Source organism: Streptomyces sp. NPDC049915 (assembly GCF_040656475.1).
Classification (GTDB): domain Bacteria; phylum Actinomycetota; class Actinomycetes; order Streptomycetales; family Streptomycetaceae; genus Streptomyces.
In genome coordinates, this window is record NZ_JBFAMH010000026.1 from 78,780 (window position 1) to 95,591 (window position 16,812).

Here is a 16,812-nt window from a genome sequence, read left to right on the forward strand (position 1 = left end):
GTACCTGGAGTATAGAGCCGCACTTGAGGAAAACTAAAGGGGCAGTTCGTTAACAATGCGTATCCAATTTACTTCGTAAATGAACAAACGCAGCTTCCTGACTGATCAGTCAGTACGGAAAGCGAAAGGTTGCCAGTTCAACGGGCATAATCATGACCATGACAAGTCTTTATGAAAAAAGGGCACGCCCCAGGCGGAGACGTCGACGACATTCCGCATCCTCATCGTTTCCGGATGCGGAAGGCGGGCGCCGACGCGGATGTGGAATCCGGAATTCAGTCGATCCGCCGAAGCCGCGGTCAGTCCCCCCGGACGAAGGTCCCGTGGAACCCGAACGGGACGGCGTGGGGGACCTCTGCCCGGCCCAGTTCCCGGAAGGTCCGCGCGTCGAGTACCAGGAGATACGACGACTCCGTCGCCGGACGCAGGACGACCGCGAGCACGACTCCGTCGTCCTCCGCTCCGTCCCGGCCGGCACCGGCAGGCGCCGCCACGAAGACCGGCTCGCCGGGGTAACAGCCCTCCTCCTGCCACAGAAGCGTGCCGCCGTCCCCGACGTCGAGCTTCACCAGCTGGTTGAAGAAGTCGTCGGTCCGGCGATCACGGGAGCCGACACCGTACGCGTAGCGGTAGCGCCGGCCGTTGTGCCGCCGATAGGCGATGCGCGGCAGCTCCAGGGATTCCTCCGACAGCGGCTGGGCGGTGACGGTTGCGGCCTCGGGATCCACGCAGAACCGTGTGGGCATGGCCTGCGGAAGAGCACCGCCGCCGCGCAGGGAGTCGAGGTAGAGGGCCTCGATGATCGAGGCGTCCTCGTAGGCGCACAGGTCGATGAAGAGTCGGCCGTTCTCTTCCCAGGCGTTGATGTGGTGGAAGGCGAAGCACGCCGGGCCGCGCAGTACCGCGCGCACCTGGCCGTCATCTCGGTCCATGACGATGAACCGGGTTCCGCGCTCCGGTTTCCAGCGGTAGTTCTCGATGAAAGGGCGACCGCTCAACAGAAGCCTGAAGGGGTTCACCACGAGGGGGAATTCGACCAGCACCACGTGCCGGGATGTGATCGCGAAACTGTGCATATAGCCGGGCTCGTCGACACCGTGCCGCCCGAGCAGTTCACGGCGCGGCGTACCGCCCGGCCGCTGACGATATAATCGGTATTCGCTGCGCCGCGAGAAGTGCGTCACATAATTGACGAGGTCCCCGGTGACCGGGTCCTGGTGCGGATGCGCCGTCGTCAGATGCCCACCGAGTCGGTCGTCGTAATCGACCACCCCGACGGTGGCAAGGGTGTCCGGCGAGAACTCCACCGGCAATGGTGTTTCGGTGAGCGCGACGACCTGGTCGTCCCCGAATCGCGCGATGTTCACGTTCGGATTGACGGGCCGTGCGCGCTGGAAGGGCGTGAAGAATCGGGCGAAGACGCTTCGGCAGGGGTCGGTGGCGAATTCCTGGTAACGGATCCGCCCGTCCCGGAGAACGGCCCGGCTGCTCGGGGTGTCCAGGTAACGGTTGGCGTACTGCACCCGGCCGCCGTCGACGGCGAATCGATGGATCATGGCCTGGCCGTCGAACCAGTGGCGGAAGCCCTTGGTACCGGCCTCGAACTTCGCCGGCCCGTTCCGCAGCAGCGTGCCGCTCAACCACTCGGGAATGCGCCCGCTGACCGGGAGTTCGACCGACTGGTTCTCGTCATCCAGGCTCTGTAAGCCCAGGCCGAATCGCGCCATGACTGCTCTCCCCCGTCGCGCCGTGCTCATCCGGGGCCCCGCCCCTGTGACACAGTGGATCGACCGACCACAGTGGACTATCGACCGTCTGCATCATGTACCGTCCACTGTGGAGTGTCAAGGAGAGTCTTCATGGACAACCTCAATGCCACAGCCGCCACGCTCCTGGGATTCCTTCACACAGGGGAGGCAAGCGGTTACGAACTCCTCGGCGTCGCCGAGGACGTCGTCGGCGCCTTCTGGACCGTCACGCGGAGCCAGGTCTACCGCGAACTCGCGGCCCTCGCAGAGCGCGGCCTGGTCGTCGCCGGGGACGCCGGGCCACGTTCCCGTGTCCGCTACCGCATCACCGAGCCAGGCCGGGAAGCGTTTGCGCAGTGGATCACCACACCGCCGGGCGCGGAACAGATCCGCTACCCCCTGCTGCTGACGATCGCTTTCGGCGGTCATCTGGACCGCACCCGTCTGCTGTCCTACGTCGACCAGCATCGGACGGTCCACGAGCGGCGACTGAAGACCTATCAGGCACACCTGGGAACCGCGGGGGTCGACGTCCACCAACGCGCCACCCTCGCCTTCGGCATCCGTTACGAGGAAGCGGTCCTCGCCTGGATGGACGACCTTCCCGCCATCCTCGGCCCGGTCGACGAGCGGTCCGCCGAGGGGCCGGATTCCGCCTCCCACGGGAGGAGCGGATGAAGGATTCGAGGCAGGACGGCACCCCGGAGCGGGCCCGGAACACCGCCGCGCAGGCGGGAGCGCCGGCAAAGCTCCGGGGTGCGGTACAGGGAAGGGACCCGGGCCGGCAAGGCGACCGGGCCGGACACGGAGCCCGTTGCACCGGGCAGCGCCGCCGGGACGAACTCGTGCGCGCCGCTGCGACCGAGTTCGCACGGACCGGCCTTCGCGGGACGTCGACCGCCGTCATCGCGGCGCGAGCCGGAATATCCCAGCCCTACGTCTTCCGCTTCTTCCCCTCCAAGAAGCGCCTCTTCATCGCGGCATGCGAGCAAGGCATGCGTCATGTACTCGAACGCTTACGGCGGGCGGCGGCGGGGAGGTCGGGCACCGAAGCGCTGGACTCCATGGCCGTCGCCTACGCCGAACTCCGATCGAGGACGCCGTGGCCGCTCCTGCATCTGCAGTTGATCGCGGCATGGAGCGACCCGGAGCTCCGGGGCATCGCCTCCAGGATGACGCTGCAACTGACCGAATGTGTCGAAGCGCTGTCGGACGTGGAGAACGGCGAGCTGTGGAACTTCACGGCCAGAATCCTGTTCGCCGATCCGCTGAGGTCACTCTTTCTTTCGGATCGGGACACTACGAACTGAGCGACAACGCGGACAAGGCGGGCACAGACGCCGCGATCCCGTGGCGCGCGTTCACGTGACGCGGTGGTTCCGCTCCTCGCGTCCCGGCGTCCTGGCGTACCCGCTCGTCGGGCTCGTACTGTGGGTCCGCACGGCCGGGGGAGCCGTCTCGACGCAAAGCGGGTAACTCATGGGAACATCAAGGGCGTTGGCCATACCGGCCGCCGCCGTCGCAGCGCTGCTCACTCTCTCGGGGTGTTCGACGGACACGCCCGCCGCCCAGGCGTCCCCGTCCGGCCTCGTTCAGTACACGGCTGCTCCCGACCCGACCACTCCGATGCAGAGCCCGAGCGCGGCCGTGCCCACGCAGTGCGTGAAGACCGCCGGCATGAACGTCCAGCAGCTGACCAAGTACCTGAAGGAGCTGCGCAGCGGCAGCGGTGAGTACCGGTCCAAGGGCCTGACGCTGGATTCCTCCGGCCTGAACTTCGTCCCGGAGGCCGTCCAAAGGCCGTGCGAGGCGGTCACGGTGAAGCTCGCCCACTACTGGGTCGACATCAAGAAGACGAGGGAGGCGACCACCCTCGGCCCGGCCGCCTACGAGTACCAGTACACGCCGATCAGCGTTTCCTCCCACAAGGCCGGCCCGAAGGACGGCAGAGTCCCCGATACCGCGCCGCCGCAGGGCACCGTCTGCCGGGGCACGCTATCGGTCGTCTACCTCGGTGAAGACATTCCGCTGCGGGCCCTGCCGTACAGCCTGGAGCTGATCGATACGACCGCCCCCTACCCGGTCGAGGTGCATGGGGACGGAGTGCTGTCCGCGGTCTACATCGCGCCCGGCAGTCTGGAGTCCTGCTGACTACTGTGTCGGGGGCGGTTCAGCAGTGTCCGGCGAGGAGATCGGTATCGCGGCCCGGCCTCGCCGGTATGCCGGGCGTGCGGATCGGCGACGGCGCCATCGTCGCGGCCGGCGCCGAGGTCACCGCCGACGTTCCGCCTTCCCCGGCGAGGAGCCGACGAGTCACCGGCTCGGCCCCGCCTGCGGGCCGACCATCATCACCCCGGGCCCCGACCGCGCGCTGTGGTTCACCGAGTACCGGGCTCACCGGATCGGGCGGATCACCACCGACGGCGTCATCGACGAATTCGACGTGCCCACCCCCGGCTGCGGACCGTTCGGCATCGCGGCGGGACCCGACGGTGCGCTGTGGTTCACCGAGACCGCGGCCGACCGTATCGGCCGCATCACCGTCGACGGTCACATCACCGAGTTCCCGCTCCGACCGCACGCCGTCACCGTGGACGGTGACGGCACCGTATGGTTCACCGAATGGGGAGGCAACCGCGTCGGGACGACCGCCCCCGACGGCTCTCTGACCGTCCACGGCCTGCCCACCCCCCACTCCGAACCGCACGGTATCGCCCCCGGTCCCGGCGGCGCCCTGTGGACCGCACTGGAGATCGGCGCACTCGCCCGCATCGCCCCAGCGGACGGCGCCCCCTGACCGGGCTGCCCCCCTTGCGGGCGATGTGCTCGACGAGGAAGTCCTGCTTCCGCCGGAGCCGGCGGCCAGGCACGCGCTGCACCCGGCACCGGCGCGTGAGCGCGAGGTGCCGGGTGCCAGGTGCCGGGCGGATCTGCCGCGCCTACTTCAGATAGGGGCCTGCCGTGCCGATCTTGCCGGGTGCCGCGTTCTTGCCGCCCAGGTCCAGGACGTACACCCGCAGGTTCCCCTTGCCGGGAGCGGCCACGGTGAGCGTGCCGTCGGTGACCGTCTTCACGTCACCGGTGACGGCGTCCTTGTAGACGCCGTTCGGGATGTTCCGGTACGTGGCGCCGTCGGTCACGGCCACCAGGGCGAAGCTGTCCACGCCCGTCGCGCTGTCCGTGTACCGCCGCTTGAACGCCATGTTCCCGCTGATGTCGGCCGTCGAGTACTGGCCCATCTGGAGGGCGGGCACCGCTCGGCGGATCTGGTTGAGCCGCTGGACGTGCTTGACCAGGGGCGCGTCGAGGGTGCTGGCGACGGCGCCCGACGCGCTGGAGACCGTACCGAAGTCCGAGGCGGTCACGGTGCCTTGGAGCTTGTCGCCGTAGTAGGCACGGCCGGTCGTCGCCAGCGGGCAGGTGGGGCCGCAGTCGATCTTCTGGCCCTTCTGGAACTCGGTCTCCGATCCGTAGTACAGCGTCGGGATGCCACGGAACGTCCACATCAGCGCCATGTTCTCGGCCCACGCGTCCGTGCCGCCGGCGTACCGCTCGCTGCTCTTGTTCGGGCCGTAGTCGTGGCTGTCGACGTAGACGACGTTGTAGGTGGCGTCGTTCGTCGAGTCGTCCGAGTCCTTGCCGTTGTTGTAGGCGTTGGACGCGTCACCGAAGTTCATGTGCATGCGCATGTCGATGATGTTCATGCCGGAGAACTTGCTGTGGTCGGGCGTGTGGTAGCTGTTCCCCTGCAGGAAGGCGTTGGTGGACGTCGGCTGGTTGCCGGTGCCGAGCTGTTCCTCGTAGTTGTACTGTTCCAGGGCCGCCTTCTCGTCGTCGGCGGAGTACTCCTTGCGCTCCTTCCAGGTGTAGAACTGCGCGGAATGGTTCACCGAGCCGCGATTCCACTTGTCGTTGACGAACGCGGCGACCTCGCCGAAGACGAAGAAGTCCTGTGCCTTGGCCGCCCCGAAGCGCTGCATGACGCGTTCCTGGATGGCGGGCAGGAAGCGGCGATTCCAGGTGACGCGCGGGATGTGCACGGCTGTGTCGATGCGGAAGCCGTCGACACCCATGTCGATGTACTTGTTGTAGGCGCCGATCAGATAGTTCTGCACCTGCGCGTTCTCGGTGTTGAAGTCGGCGAGGTCCTCGTGCAGCCAGCACGAGCGGGAGTCCTCGCCCTCCCAGTTGCCGATCCAGCACTGGTGGTAGAGGGCCTTGGGGAACATACCGGACGTGGGGCTCGGCCACTGGCAGTTGTAGATGGTGTAGCCCTCGGGGCTCTTGGCGCCGGTGGGCTTGCCCCAGTTGAGGCAGGTGTTGCCGGTCGGTTCGGCCGTCGACCACAGGTCACCGTTGTAGTAGGACTTGCCGGAGACCGGCTCCACGCTCAGGCCGTCGTACTCGAAGCCGTCCTGCTTCTGGTCGTAGTACCAGCTCCACTGGCTGTCCCTGACGCCGTACACGGTCGGCGTGAACAGGCCCTTGGCTCCCCAGCGGGAGGAGTGGTTGTAGACGACGTCCTGGTAGATCTTCATGCCCTTGGCGTGGGCGGCGTCGATCAGGTCCTGGTAGGAGGCTCCGGCGGATTCCAGGCGCGGGTCGACCTTGTAGAAGTCGTAGCCGTGGTAGCCGTGGTAGTCGTAGTCGGAACGGTTGAGGACGACCGGGGTGATCCATACGGCGGACATGCCGAGCGCCTTGATGTAGTCGAGCTTCTGGATCAGGCCCTTGAAGTCGCCGCGGAACATGGGGTCGTTGTTGGCGGCGTTGCCGGACTTCACGTGCTGGCTGCCGCCCCGGTTGTTGGCGCTGTCGCCGTCGTAGAAGCGGGCGGTGAGCACGAAGTAGATGGGGTCCTTGCGGGGGTCGCCGCCGAGCGGGGTCCCGGTCGTCTGCGCGGGCTGCTCACCGGTGGTGGCCTTCGTCTCCGCGCTCGCAGCGGACACGTTGCCGGCCGCGTCCAGCGCCCTGACTGTGTACGTGTACGAGGTCTTCGCCTCGAGTCCCGTGTCGGAGTAGACGGTCGAGGTGACGGCGATGACCGAGGTGCCCTTGGTGCCGCCGGTGCGGGTGATCTGGTAGCCGGTCACGCCCGTGTCGTCGGTGGCCGCGTCCCAGGTCAGGACGATGGACGTGCCGGTGGCGGTGGCCTTGACGCTGCCCGGTGCGGAGGGCGCGGTGGTGTCGGGTTCGGCGGCGGCGCACGGGTTTCTGGCGCCCTTGGTGACGGTGCCCGCCTTGACGGTGCTGGTGCCCAGCCCGAGCTGGTAGTTGGCGCCGTTGTTGTTGTCCCAGGTGCCGTTGCCGTTGTTGAAGGTGGCCTGCCACGTGGTCGCCGAGCCCAGGTCGACGGTCTTCTTCACCCAGCCGGTACAGGCGGCTTCCATGCCGACGCCGGGCACGGTCGTCCAGGAACCACTGGACGGGGCCCAATGCAGGTTGTACGTCGACCAGTTGGTGCCGGCCGTCGAGTAGTAGACGGTCGCGGCGTTCCCCCCGGCCGGGGCGGTGGCGGCGCACGGGTCGCTGTGGGCGACGACGCCGTCCTTGACCGTGATCAGGCCGGTGCCCAGCTGGTAGTTGTTCCCGCCGTTGTTGTCCCAGGTGCCGTTGCCGTTGTTGAAGGTGGCCTGCCACGTGGTCGCCGAGCCCAGGTCGACGGTCTTCTTCACCCAGCCGGTACAGGCGGCTTCCATGTCGACACCCGGCACGGTGGTCCAGGAACCACCGGTAGGGGCCCAATGCAGCTTGTACGTCGACCAGTTGGTACTGCTTGTCGAGTAGTAGACGGTGGCCGTGCCGCCGCCTGCGGCGCTCGCCGGGGCGCCGGCGAACGGTGTGCCCGGCAGCAGCGTCACCAGGATTGCGGCGATCACGGCGAGTACGAGGCCTGCCGGGCCTGAGCGACGCCTGCGGAACGGTCCGCGGCGCGCGCGATGTCGTCGTACGAAGAGGGTCACGAGAACTCCTCGGTCGGGGCCGCGGCGGTGCGGCCTGACTGCGGTCGTCCCCGCGCGCGCCTCGGGGGACGACCGTTCGGATGGTCCGCGGCTGAAGCCCGCGGGTGTACGTGCGGTCAGCCGCGCCAGGTGTCGGACAGGGCGACGGTGCCGGCGGCGGAGACCGTGGCGGTGCGGTTCGCGCCGCTCTCCCAGGTGACGGCGCCGTTCGCATCCTTGCGCAGGTACTTGTACTCGAAGGACGTCCCGGCGGGCAGGGCGACGTCGAGCTTCCAGACCGGGTACGTGGCCGGGTCGAGCTTCAGGGCGTTGCCGGTGTTCCAGTTGCCCAGCGCCGCCTGGTTCCCGGTGACGTAGATGTTCTGGCCCGACGTGGTGGTGGCGTTCACGCTGAAGGACGCGCCGGTCGCGGGGGCAGGGCCGGTCGTGGAGCCGCCGTCGCCACAGGTCTTGGCGCCGACGTGCAGGGCGAGGGCGGTGTTCGCTCCGAGGGTGGCGGTGAACTGGCCCGAGGCGTTCACGGTGACGCCCTTGCCGCTCTGCACGTCGCAGTAGTCGCCGGCGGGCAGCGAAGTCTGGAAGGTGCGGGTCAGTGACGAGGTCTCGTGGTTGATGACGACGTACGCCTTGCTGCCGCGCCCGAACGCGATCTGGTCGCCGCCGTTGTCCCACCAGTCGGTGACGGCCTCACCACGTGCGGCGTTGCGGAAGCCCACCATGGAGGAGATCTCCCGCCAGGCGTGCTGGCACTTCCACCCGTCGGCGTAACAGGCCTGGACGACACCGGAGTTGGGCGGGCCCGCGTCCTTGTCAGTCCATTCGTAGCCGGAGTGGACGTCGGGTGAGCCGTACGGCCAGGCCAGCATGAAGACGCTCGCGAGCGTGTAGGTGGCGCCGTCCTTGTAGTTGAGGGTGTCACCGCCGCGCTCGGTGTCGTGAGTGTCGACGAACACCGCTGACTTGCCCGAGGGCAGGTAGCCCCAGGACTCGCCGAAGTTCTTCAGGCCGGCGAGGTTCTCGCCGTTGAAGACACGCTTGAGGTCGCGGGCGTAGCGGAACTCCTGGACGTCGCCGTTGCCGAGGTACTCGCTCGGCGAGACCGCCTCGCCTGCGCCGTAGATGACCTCCTGCTTCCAGTACGCGTTCGGGTTCGTCAGACGCGACTTGATGTTCGCGAGGTCGGCCGCCGCCATGTGCTTGGCGGCGTCGATCCGGAAGCCGTCGACGCCGAGGGAGAGCAGGTCGTTCAGGCAGCCGGCGATCTTGCCGCGTACGTAGTCCTCGCCGGTGTCGAGGTCCGCGAGGCCGACCAGCTCGCACTCCTGGACGTTGGTGCGGTCCTGGTAGTTGCTGATCGTCGCCGTGCAGTTGTCCATGTCGGCGGACGAGTAGAGGCCCGGGTAGTCGTACTTGGTGTACGAGGAGCCCCCGGTGCCGGTGCCGGAGCCGGCGGACATGTGGTTGATGACCGTGTCGACGACGACTTTCACGCCCGCCGCATGGCAGGCGTCGACCATGTTCTTGAAGGCAGCGCGGTCACCGAGCCGGCCCGCGATCTTGTAGCTGACGGGCTGGTACGAGGTCCACCACTGGGGGCCCTGGATGTGCTCCTGCGGCGGGGAGACCTGGACGTAGCCGTAGCCGGCCGGGCCGAGAGTGTCGGTGCACTCCTTGCCGACCGAGGCGAAGTTCCACTCGAACAGCACCGCGGTGACGTCCTTGTCGCCCGGCGGTGCCGCCTGGGCCGGGGCCGGGACCGTGACGGCAGCAGCGGCTCCCGCCAGGGCGGCGAGTGCGGCGGCCACGGACTTTCTGGCCATGGTGTCCTCCTGATTCGAAGGGCAACGCGCCATGCCCGTAAGACCGTTGGGGGGAATTCATATCCTTACAGTCGCTTGCTGCAAGTGATTGCAGAGGTGACCGTACGAGTGCCCGAAGCGGTGGTCAACCCTCCGCGCATCTCCTTCTCAACAGGCCTCAGAAATCGGGGAACTCCAGCTGCAAGGCCTTACGCAAGGCTTGCACCGGTGTTATGTTCAACCACGCCTCCGGTCCGGCGCCGAGGGCTCGGTCGTTCCGGGTTCCACGCGCCCGGCGTCGGATCGGAGGTCTCAGCCGGCAGCGGCGTGCGCATCCACGTGAGTCGAGCCGCGGCGGCTTCGCGGCACCTCGGTGACGGCACTCGGCAAAGACCGGCCGGGGGTTGAGGTCTTGCCAATCCCCAGTTCAGGTGGTCGAAGTGATCGCTCGGGTGACGGCCGTGATCGCCGGGGTGGGGCGGCCGGGCAGGCGCGCCACGAGCACCCGCCGGACCTCGGGGGGTACGCCGTCGACGCGCATCAGGCTCACCCCGGGCGGCAGCACCGGTGAGAGCCGGGACGGCACCGTCGTCACACCGAAGCCGCCGGCGACCAGTTGGAGCTTGGTCAGCCAGTCGCGCGCGGAGTGGATGATGCGCGGCCGTCCGGGCAGGCCGGGCCAGACGCCGAGCAGCGGCTCGGAGCCCGATGACGGGGTGGCGATCCACGCGGCGTCGACCAGCTCGTCGACGTGCACCGTGGTGCGCCCGGCGAACTCTCCGGTCGACGGCACCGCCACGACCAGTTCGGTGTCCCCGACGGTCTCGACGTGCAGGCGCGGCGAGTCGCCGTCGAAGGGCCGGTGGGGTGGGCGGGACGTCAGCACGGCGAGGTCGAGCGAGCCCGCGCGCAGTGCCCGGATCAGGGTGGGCGTGGTGCCCTCGCTGGTGGCGACCGTGATCTGCGGGCCCGCCGCCGCGAGGTGTGCGAGTGCGGCGGGCAGAATCGCCGCGCCCGCGCTCAGGAACACCCCGAGCCGCACCAGTTCGGTCCGCGGGACGGTGCCCGTGAGCTCACGCTCGGCCGCTGCGAGGGAGGCCAGGACCGTGTGGGCGTGCCGCAGCAGGGTCAAGCCGGAGGGGGTGAGCCGTACCCCGTCCGGGCGGCGTTCGAACAGGGTGGTGCCCGCGCTGCGTTCGAGGGCGGCGGCCTGGCGTGAGACGGCCGACTGCGTGTAGCCGAGTCGGGCAGCTGCCGCGGTGAAGCTGCCGGACTCGGCGATCTGCCGCAGGACCCGCAGTCCCGCGCTGGAGATGTCCATGCGCCCTACGCATACCACGGATGCCGGATCGTCGCTTCCCGCATGTCCGCCCGGCTCCTAGTGTCGATCCCACCAGCACGGACGAAGACGGAGGTCATCACGTGCGAGCAGCAGTTCTGACGCAGTTCGGCGCCCCGCTCACGGTGCGGGAGGTGCCCGACCCCGAGGCCAGGGGCGGTGAGGTGGTGGTCGAGGTCCTCGCCACCTGCGTGGCCCCCTATGCGGCCGAGGTCTTCGACGGCAAGCGGAACTATCCCCTCGTCCCTCCTGTCGTGCCCGGTATCGGCGGCGTGGGGCGGATCGTCCACGTCGGCCCGGACGCCACCCGGCTGGGCGTCGGCGACCTGGTGTGGTGCGACTCGACGGTGCGCTCGCGGGACGACGCCCTGACGCCCGACATCACGCTCCAGGGCTGGAGTTCGCGCGGCAAGGGCGGCGCGCGGCTCGCCCGGCACCTGCACGACGGTGCGTTCGCCGAGCTCATGCGGGTCCCGACGGAGAACGCCTTCCCGCTGCCCACCGTGGCGGAGGACGATCCGGCCCGCTGGGCCGCACTCAGCGTGCACGCCATCCCCTACGGCGGGCTGCTGGCAGGCGGACTGGCAGCAGGCGAGACGCTGCTCGTCAGCGGGGCCACCGGCAACCTCGGCAGCAGCGCGGTCGCGGTCGCGCTCGCCATGGGTGCGGGCCGCGTGGTCGCCCCGGGCCGCAACCAGGACGCGCTCGACCTCCTCGCCGACCGGTTCGGTCCGCGCCTGCGCCCGGTCCCGCTGACCGGAGACGAGGCCACCGACCGGGCGGCGATGTGCGCGGCGGCCGACGGCCCGATCGACATGGTGATCGACCTGCTCCCGCCGAGCGCACCCAGCTCGGCGTCGCGCGCGGCGGCCATGACCGTGCGCGAGTACGGCCGCGTCGTCCTCATGGGCGGCGTCGGCATGCTCGGTGGCGACGACCTCGCACTCCCGTACCCGTGGATCATGCGCAACTCGATCACCGTGCGTGGGCAGTGGATGTACCCGCGCGCAGCCAACGTCGGCATCATCAGGCTCCTCGCCTCGGGCACTCTGGATCTCGCCCCCGAACGGGTCCGGTCGTTCGGCCTCGACGCCGTCAACGACGCCATCGCGTACGCCGCCGCGCACGGCGGCCCGTTCGACCGCACCAGCCTCACCCCACCGGCCGGCTGACAAGACCCACTGATCCCTACCCGCACGACCCGCCACCCTCGGGAGCACAGGCGGCCATACTGCTGCCAGATCTTGCAGCGGTTTGTGGTCGAGGGCTCAGTATGAGGCTGAGGCGGCACAACACGGGCAAGGCCGACCTCAACCCCCAAGGGAGCGCGTTGACCATGTCAGACGTCAGAGTCACCTACGACAAGACGGCAGATGCCGCGTATGTGTACTTCGTACATCCACAAGCCCGTGCGCAGTCGGCTCGCATGTATCCCTGTGATCCGGTGAAGGTCGACGGCATGATCAACCTGGACTTCGACGAGCAGGGGCGCCTCATCGGTATCGAGGTACTGGCGGCCAGTTCGAAGCTGCCGGAGCACCTGCTTGAGTCGGCGGAGCGTTTGGACACCGAAGGTGCATGACGAGGTTGGACGAGGCAGGCCGCCGCAGCCAACTGTCGCTTAGTCGGACGAGAGGTTCATTCCGTCCCCTGTTGGTATGCGCTGTCCAGGGCGGACAGCGCGCGATCGATGTCCGTGCTGCCTGCGAAGAGTCCGCGGACCTGGGCGACGTGGGTCTGCTGGACGGTCGAGTTCACGTCGACGTGGACCAGGTCGCCGACCCGGTCGTGCTCATAGCGGATGACCTCGCCCAGCTGCTCGCCGGTCGGTGGATCGAGGTCCCGGAGCCGGTTGCGTCCTCGCCTCACCAGGATGCGGTGCACGGTCGCCGGCGCGAGTGTGACGCCGTGCAGCCGCTGTAGGGGGTCAGTGGTGGGCGCGGTGGGCGCTGCTGGTGGCGTTCCTTGACTCGGCGGCCGCGTTCACGGGGAGCCCTGGGATCTCAGGGCTCCCGCGTGAGCGGCTGTGCGCGGCGTCAGCGTGCGAACTTTTCGATGGCCGCCGGGCTGACGGGCGTGAAGAAGTTGACGAGGTTGCCGTCGGGATCACGGAACAGCAGCGACCGGTTGCCCCAGGGCATCGTGGTGGGCCCGGCGACGAAGTCGGTGACGAAGCCGGTCAGGTTCTGGTGAACGCGGTCCACGTCGTCGACGAGGAATTCGGTGATCACGCTGTGGTTGTCCGCCGGTCGGGCAGAGCCCGGGGCGAACAGCGGGACCGTGCGGGTGCCGGCGATCGCGAGGGTGGCGCCCACGGTCTTGAGTTCGGCGAAGTCCTCGGTGGCCCACGTCGCCCGCGCCCCTGTGGCTCGCTCGTAGAACTCGACGAGGCGCGCTACGTCGCTGGTGATGATGCGGATCGAGACGAAGTCCATGGATCTCCTTGGCTGTGCTGGAGGCGTGCACGTCGCAGGCTAGGAGAAATAGGGGACAGAATCGGTCCTGTATTCGCGTTAGGCTGCGGACATGCCTCGACCCACCGGCCGCGTGCTGACACTCCTGGAACTGCTGCAGTCGGGCGGCACCCGGACGGTGGCCGAACTCGCCGACCGGCTCGGCGTCGAAGGGCGCACCGTGCGCCGGTATGTGGACCAGCTGATCGACCTCGACGTGCCCGTGGAATCGGTGCGCGGCCGCTACGGCGGCTACCGGCTCGCCCCCGGGTACCGCCTGCCTCCGCTCATGCTCAGCGACGACGAGGCGCTGGCCGTGCTGCTCGGCCTGGTCGCCGGCCGCCGAGCAGGACTGACGACGACGCAGCACACGGCAAGCGAGACGGCATCGGCGAAGATCCGGCGGGTGCTGCCCAAGCACATCGCCCGTCGGCTCGACACGCTCCTGGCAGCTCTCGCCTTCACGGATCAGCCCGGCGAGTTCGACCCCCCGGACGCTGGGGTCCTGCTCACCCTCGCCGATGCGGTGCGCCACCACCGACCGGTCTCGATCCGCTACACCGACCGTGACGGACGGCGCAGCGAACGCACCCTGCACGCGTACGGGATCGTCGCCCATGCCGGCCGGTGGTACGTCACGGGCAAGGACGCCCAGATCGGCGAGGACCGAACCTTCCGGCTCGATCGCGTCGCAGACGCGCGGACCCTGCCCGGCTCGTTCGAAGCGCCAGTGGGTCCCGGTCCGGCACAGCGTTTGTTGTCAGGGTTCGCCACGGCCGAGTACCGGCATGAGGTGACCTTGCGGATCCACGGGACAGTCGAGCAGATCCGCGCACACCTTCCGGCCGGCGTCGCGAGCCTGGAGGAGCACAAGTCCGCGGCCGGCGAGGACCGGGCGACCGAGCGCTGGCTGCGCGTCGAGCTGCGGGTGGAGCGGCTCGACTGGCTGCCTCCGGTACTCGCCTCACTCGACCGGCCGTTCGTCATCGAGCGCCCCGATGAACTCCGCGACCTCGTCACCGCGCTCGCCGATCGCCTCACGTCCTATGCCGGCCGAGCCTGACCGCCAACGGAGCACACCGCCAAGGACCGCTCCCCGAAGATCCGCAAGGAGTGCAGCCTGCCACTCACCGGCGAGCGGTGCGTGCACCGCGTCATCGCCGACCTGGGCGTCCTTGACGTCACTACGTGGAGGACGCCTCCAGCGTGGTGGGACCGGCACACGCAATCCCGAGCAGGACGTGTTCGTCCGCATCGGCGGCGTCGGCCCCGGCCTCGCCACCAACTCCGTGGTGGTCAACCGCAACAACATGGTCATCGTTCGCGGGCCACGAAGAGCAAGAGCGCAGCCGACAGCGGCCGGCCGTCACTCGCCGTCGGACTCGACGACCCAGCCCCGGCGGACCGTCCACAACCTGCCGTCCGCTGTCGCCCCGCACATCCCGTCCAGGACGCCCGGCCCCGCTGCGGTCACCAGACGCGAGTCGCCGGCGGATGCGAAGCCGAACGTGCGGCGCGGGTCCCAGTCGGTGCTGTGCCGCAGCCGGCGGCTCATCTGGGCCCAGCCGACGGGCGCCGCGGCCACCACCCAGGCGTCCGGCTCGGGACGGGTCAGCCGGCGAGCCTGGCGCAGCCATGACGCGGCGTCCTCAGGCCAGTCGACCACCGCGGCCAGCCGCCCGCCGCTGCTGAGCCAGGCGTCGGCGAACGCCTCGGCGGTGTCCTTAGACGCGGCGTCCCGGCCATGGCCCAGCGCGACGCTGCCGCCGCGGAACCCGGCGCCTTCCAGCAGCGCGAGCACGCGCGCGAGTTCGCGGCCGGTGTGCGGCCGGGCCGCGGGCCAGGGTGCGTAGTCGCACAGGGCCGCCGGAAGCAACCGGGGAGAGGGCTCGTTCATGACGGCTCCCCCGTGCGCCACGCCCGGTGGCGATCGGGAAGGCAGACCGCGCACGGCCGGTATCCCGCGGCGAGCGCGGTCGCCTCGTCCGCGAAGAACACCCGGTGGCGCACGTAGTTCCCGCGGGCGATGTGCCGCAGCGCGGAGGGGCAGTCCAGCCGTCCGTAGATCCGTCCGCGCCGGTAGCCGCCGAACCGGCCGGCCACGTCGCTGCGGTAGGGCCGCCCGTCAGTGCCGGTCAGCGTGTATCCGCGAAGCGCCGCCGCGGGAGTCGTACCGTCCAACCGTAACCGTCGTCTGTACACAAAGGCACTGTGCATCATCCCGGACGGCCGTACCAGCGGTATCCGGACGTCCACCCCGCGGCCGGCGGCGGGTGACCTGGATCGGCGCTTCAGTGGCGCGCGGCAGGCTTGCGTGCCGGGGCAGCCCCACCCTGCCGGGCCCGGCCCCGGCGCCCCGCGCGACCCGGCCGCCGGGCACCGGGCCGCACCCTTCGACCCCGGGTTCAAGGAGAGAGACCGTCGTGCGAATCGCCGTGACCGGCTCGATAGCCACCGACCATCTGATGTCCTTCCCCGGTCGGTTCACCGACCAACTGATCGCCGACCGCTTGGAACAGGTGTCCCTTTCCTTCCTCGTCGACCGCCTCGACGTGCGGCGCGGCGGTGTCGCCGCCAACATCGCCTTCGGACTCGCACGGCTGGGACTGACCCCGCGTCTGATCGCCGCCGCGGGAGTCGACTTCGCCGAGTACGGGGCGTGGCTGCGCGCCGCCGGGGTCGACACGGACTCCGTCAGGATCAGCGAGACACTGCACACCGCCCGGTTCGTGTGCACGACCGACGAGGCGCAGAACCAGATCGCCACTTTCTACTCCGGCGCCATGGCCGACGCCGCGAAGATCGACCTCGCCGCGGAGGCGGCCCGCTGCGGCGGCTTCGACCTGGTGCTCGTCGGCGCCGACGCCCCGGAGGCGATGCTGCGCCATACCGAGACGGCACGGCGTGCCGGCATCCGTTTGGCCGCCGACCCCTCGCAGCAGCTCGCCCGCCTGAACGACACCCAGGCACGTCACCTCGTGGACCGCGCCCACCTGCTGTTCACCAACGAGTACGAGTCCGCCATGCTGCGGGAGCGCACCGGCTGGAGCGAACGGGACATCCTGCAACGTGTCGGTACCTGGGTCATCACCCGGGGAGCGGACGGCGTCTCCCTGGCGCGGTGCGGTCAGCCCCGTCTGGACGTGCCGGCCGTCCCCACCGCGAAGATCGCCGATCCGACCGGGGTGGGGGACGCGTTCCGCTCCGGATTCCTCGCCGGCCTGAGCTGGGACTGGCCCGAGGAACGGGCGGCGCAGCTCGGTTGCGCGCTGGCGTCGATCGTCCTGGAGACGGTCGGCACACAGGAGTACAAGCTGCTCGCGGTGGATCTGATCGAGCGTGTCGAGCGCGCGTACGGGCACGACGCCGCCCGTGAGATGGAGCCGCGCCTGGCGGGGCTGTCATGAGCGGGCTGCGAGAGGCGCTCGCCACCCGTGTGGTGGTCGCCGACGGTGCGATGGGCACGATGCTCCAGGCGCAGGACCCCACCCTGGAGGACTTCCAGCAGTT

Annotated in this window: 16 protein-coding genes and 1 pseudogene; 9 read left to right on the forward strand and 8 right to left on the reverse strand. The window is 69.3% G+C overall.

Annotation, left to right across the window (positions count from 1 at the left end):
• Nucleotides 1-299: 299 nt before the first annotated feature.
• A complete protein-coding gene (locus AB0J12_RS32140; RefSeq protein WP_363268112.1) occupies nt 300-1,727 on the reverse strand; it encodes a carotenoid oxygenase family protein in 1,428 nt (475 codons plus the stop codon).
• Between the two features lie 132 nt (nt 1,728-1,859).
• Between AB0J12_RS32140 and AB0J12_RS32145 the strand changes: the two genes are divergently transcribed.
• From AB0J12_RS32145 to AB0J12_RS32160, 4 genes are all read left to right on the forward strand, one after another.
• Nucleotides 1,860-2,426: a PadR family transcriptional regulator gene (locus AB0J12_RS32145; protein WP_363268113.1), complete on the forward strand. Its 567-nt coding sequence runs from the start codon at nt 1,860-1,862 to the stop codon at nt 2,424-2,426.
• A 167-nt stretch (nt 2,427-2,593) separates the two neighbouring features.
• Nucleotides 2,594-3,058, forward strand: coding sequence for a TetR/AcrR family transcriptional regulator (locus AB0J12_RS32150; RefSeq protein ID WP_363268114.1), 465 nt, complete (start codon nt 2,594-2,596; stop codon nt 3,056-3,058).
• 187 nt (nt 3,059-3,245) lie between these two features.
• Entirely contained in the window at nt 3,246-3,899 is a 654-nt protein-coding gene (locus AB0J12_RS32155; protein WP_363268115.1) for a hypothetical protein, read from the forward strand.
• 25 nt (nt 3,900-3,924) lie between these two features.
• Nucleotides 3,925-4,545, forward strand: coding sequence for a hypothetical protein (locus AB0J12_RS32160; RefSeq protein WP_363268116.1), 621 nt, complete (start codon nt 3,925-3,927; stop codon nt 4,543-4,545).
• 142 nt (nt 4,546-4,687) lie between these two features.
• Here AB0J12_RS32160 and AB0J12_RS32165 read toward each other — a convergent pair whose 3' ends face one another.
• From AB0J12_RS32165 to AB0J12_RS32175, 3 genes are all read right to left on the reverse strand, one after another.
• On the reverse strand, nt 4,688-7,609 hold the full coding sequence (locus AB0J12_RS32165; RefSeq protein ID WP_363268129.1) for a carbohydrate binding domain-containing protein: 2,922 nt from the start codon (nt 7,607-7,609) through the stop codon (nt 4,688-4,690).
• Nucleotides 7,610-7,827: 218 nt separating this feature from the next.
• Nucleotides 7,828-9,531 (reverse strand): carbohydrate-binding module family 20 domain-containing protein, encoded by a 1,704-nt coding sequence (locus tag AB0J12_RS32170; RefSeq protein WP_363268117.1) that lies wholly within the window; start codon nt 9,529-9,531, stop codon nt 7,828-7,830.
• Between the two features lie 406 nt (nt 9,532-9,937).
• Nucleotides 9,938-10,831, reverse strand: a complete 894-nt coding sequence (locus tag AB0J12_RS32175; protein ID WP_363268118.1) for a LysR family transcriptional regulator — start codon at nt 10,829-10,831, stop codon at nt 9,938-9,940.
• Between the two features lie 101 nt (nt 10,832-10,932).
• Here AB0J12_RS32175 and AB0J12_RS32180 point away from each other — a divergent pair, with 101 nt between their 5' ends.
• Both AB0J12_RS32180 and AB0J12_RS32185 read left to right on the forward strand, forming a co-directional pair.
• Nucleotides 10,933-12,021 (forward strand): zinc-binding alcohol dehydrogenase family protein, encoded by a 1,089-nt coding sequence (locus AB0J12_RS32180; protein WP_363268119.1) that lies wholly within the window; start codon nt 10,933-10,935, stop codon nt 12,019-12,021.
• A gap of 164 nt (nt 12,022-12,185) precedes the next feature.
• Nucleotides 12,186-12,431 carry a DUF2283 domain-containing protein gene (locus AB0J12_RS32185; RefSeq protein WP_363268120.1) on the forward strand — a complete coding sequence of 82 codons (246 nt, stop codon included), beginning with the start codon at nt 12,186-12,188 and terminating at the stop codon, nt 12,429-12,431.
• A 56-nt stretch (nt 12,432-12,487) separates the two neighbouring features.
• Here the strand turns inward: AB0J12_RS32185 and AB0J12_RS32190 are convergent, their stop codons facing one another.
• Nucleotides 12,488-12,733: a hypothetical protein gene (locus tag AB0J12_RS32190; RefSeq protein ID WP_363268121.1), complete on the reverse strand. Its 246-nt coding sequence runs from the start codon at nt 12,731-12,733 to the stop codon at nt 12,488-12,490.
• Nucleotides 12,734-12,885: 152 nt separating this feature from the next.
• Nucleotides 12,886-13,284, reverse strand: coding sequence for a VOC family protein (locus tag AB0J12_RS32195; protein WP_363268122.1), 399 nt, complete (start codon nt 13,282-13,284; stop codon nt 12,886-12,888).
• Between the two features lie 91 nt (nt 13,285-13,375).
• On the opposite strand from AB0J12_RS32195, the gene AB0J12_RS32200 reads away from it, so the two are divergent.
• Both AB0J12_RS32200 and AB0J12_RS32205 read left to right on the forward strand, forming a co-directional pair.
• Nucleotides 13,376-14,365, forward strand: a complete 990-nt coding sequence (locus AB0J12_RS32200) for a YafY family protein (RefSeq protein WP_363268123.1) — start codon at nt 13,376-13,378, stop codon at nt 14,363-14,365.
• Between the two features lie 12 nt (nt 14,366-14,377).
• Nucleotides 14,378-14,488 (forward strand): annotated as a pseudogene (locus tag AB0J12_RS32205) (succinyl-CoA--3-ketoacid-CoA transferase); the annotation flags it as partial.
• A gap of 180 nt (nt 14,489-14,668) precedes the next feature.
• On the opposite strand, the gene AB0J12_RS32210 reads toward AB0J12_RS32205, so the two are convergent.
• The gene (locus AB0J12_RS32210; RefSeq protein WP_363268124.1) at nt 14,669-15,199 is read right to left on the reverse strand and encodes a hypothetical protein; all 531 of its coding nucleotides are present in this window, start codon (nt 15,197-15,199) and stop codon (nt 14,669-14,671) included.
• Entirely contained in the window at nt 15,196-15,483 is a 288-nt protein-coding gene (locus AB0J12_RS32215; protein WP_363268125.1) for an Ada metal-binding domain-containing protein, read from the reverse strand. The genes AB0J12_RS32210 and AB0J12_RS32215 overlap by 4 nt, the downstream gene beginning before the upstream one ends.
• A gap of 242 nt (nt 15,484-15,725) precedes the next feature.
• Between AB0J12_RS32215 and AB0J12_RS32220 the strand changes: the two genes are divergently transcribed.
• Nucleotides 15,726-16,709, forward strand: a complete 984-nt coding sequence (locus AB0J12_RS32220; protein WP_363268126.1) for a carbohydrate kinase family protein — start codon at nt 15,726-15,728, stop codon at nt 16,707-16,709.
• Nucleotides 16,710-16,812: the final 103 nt, after the last annotated feature.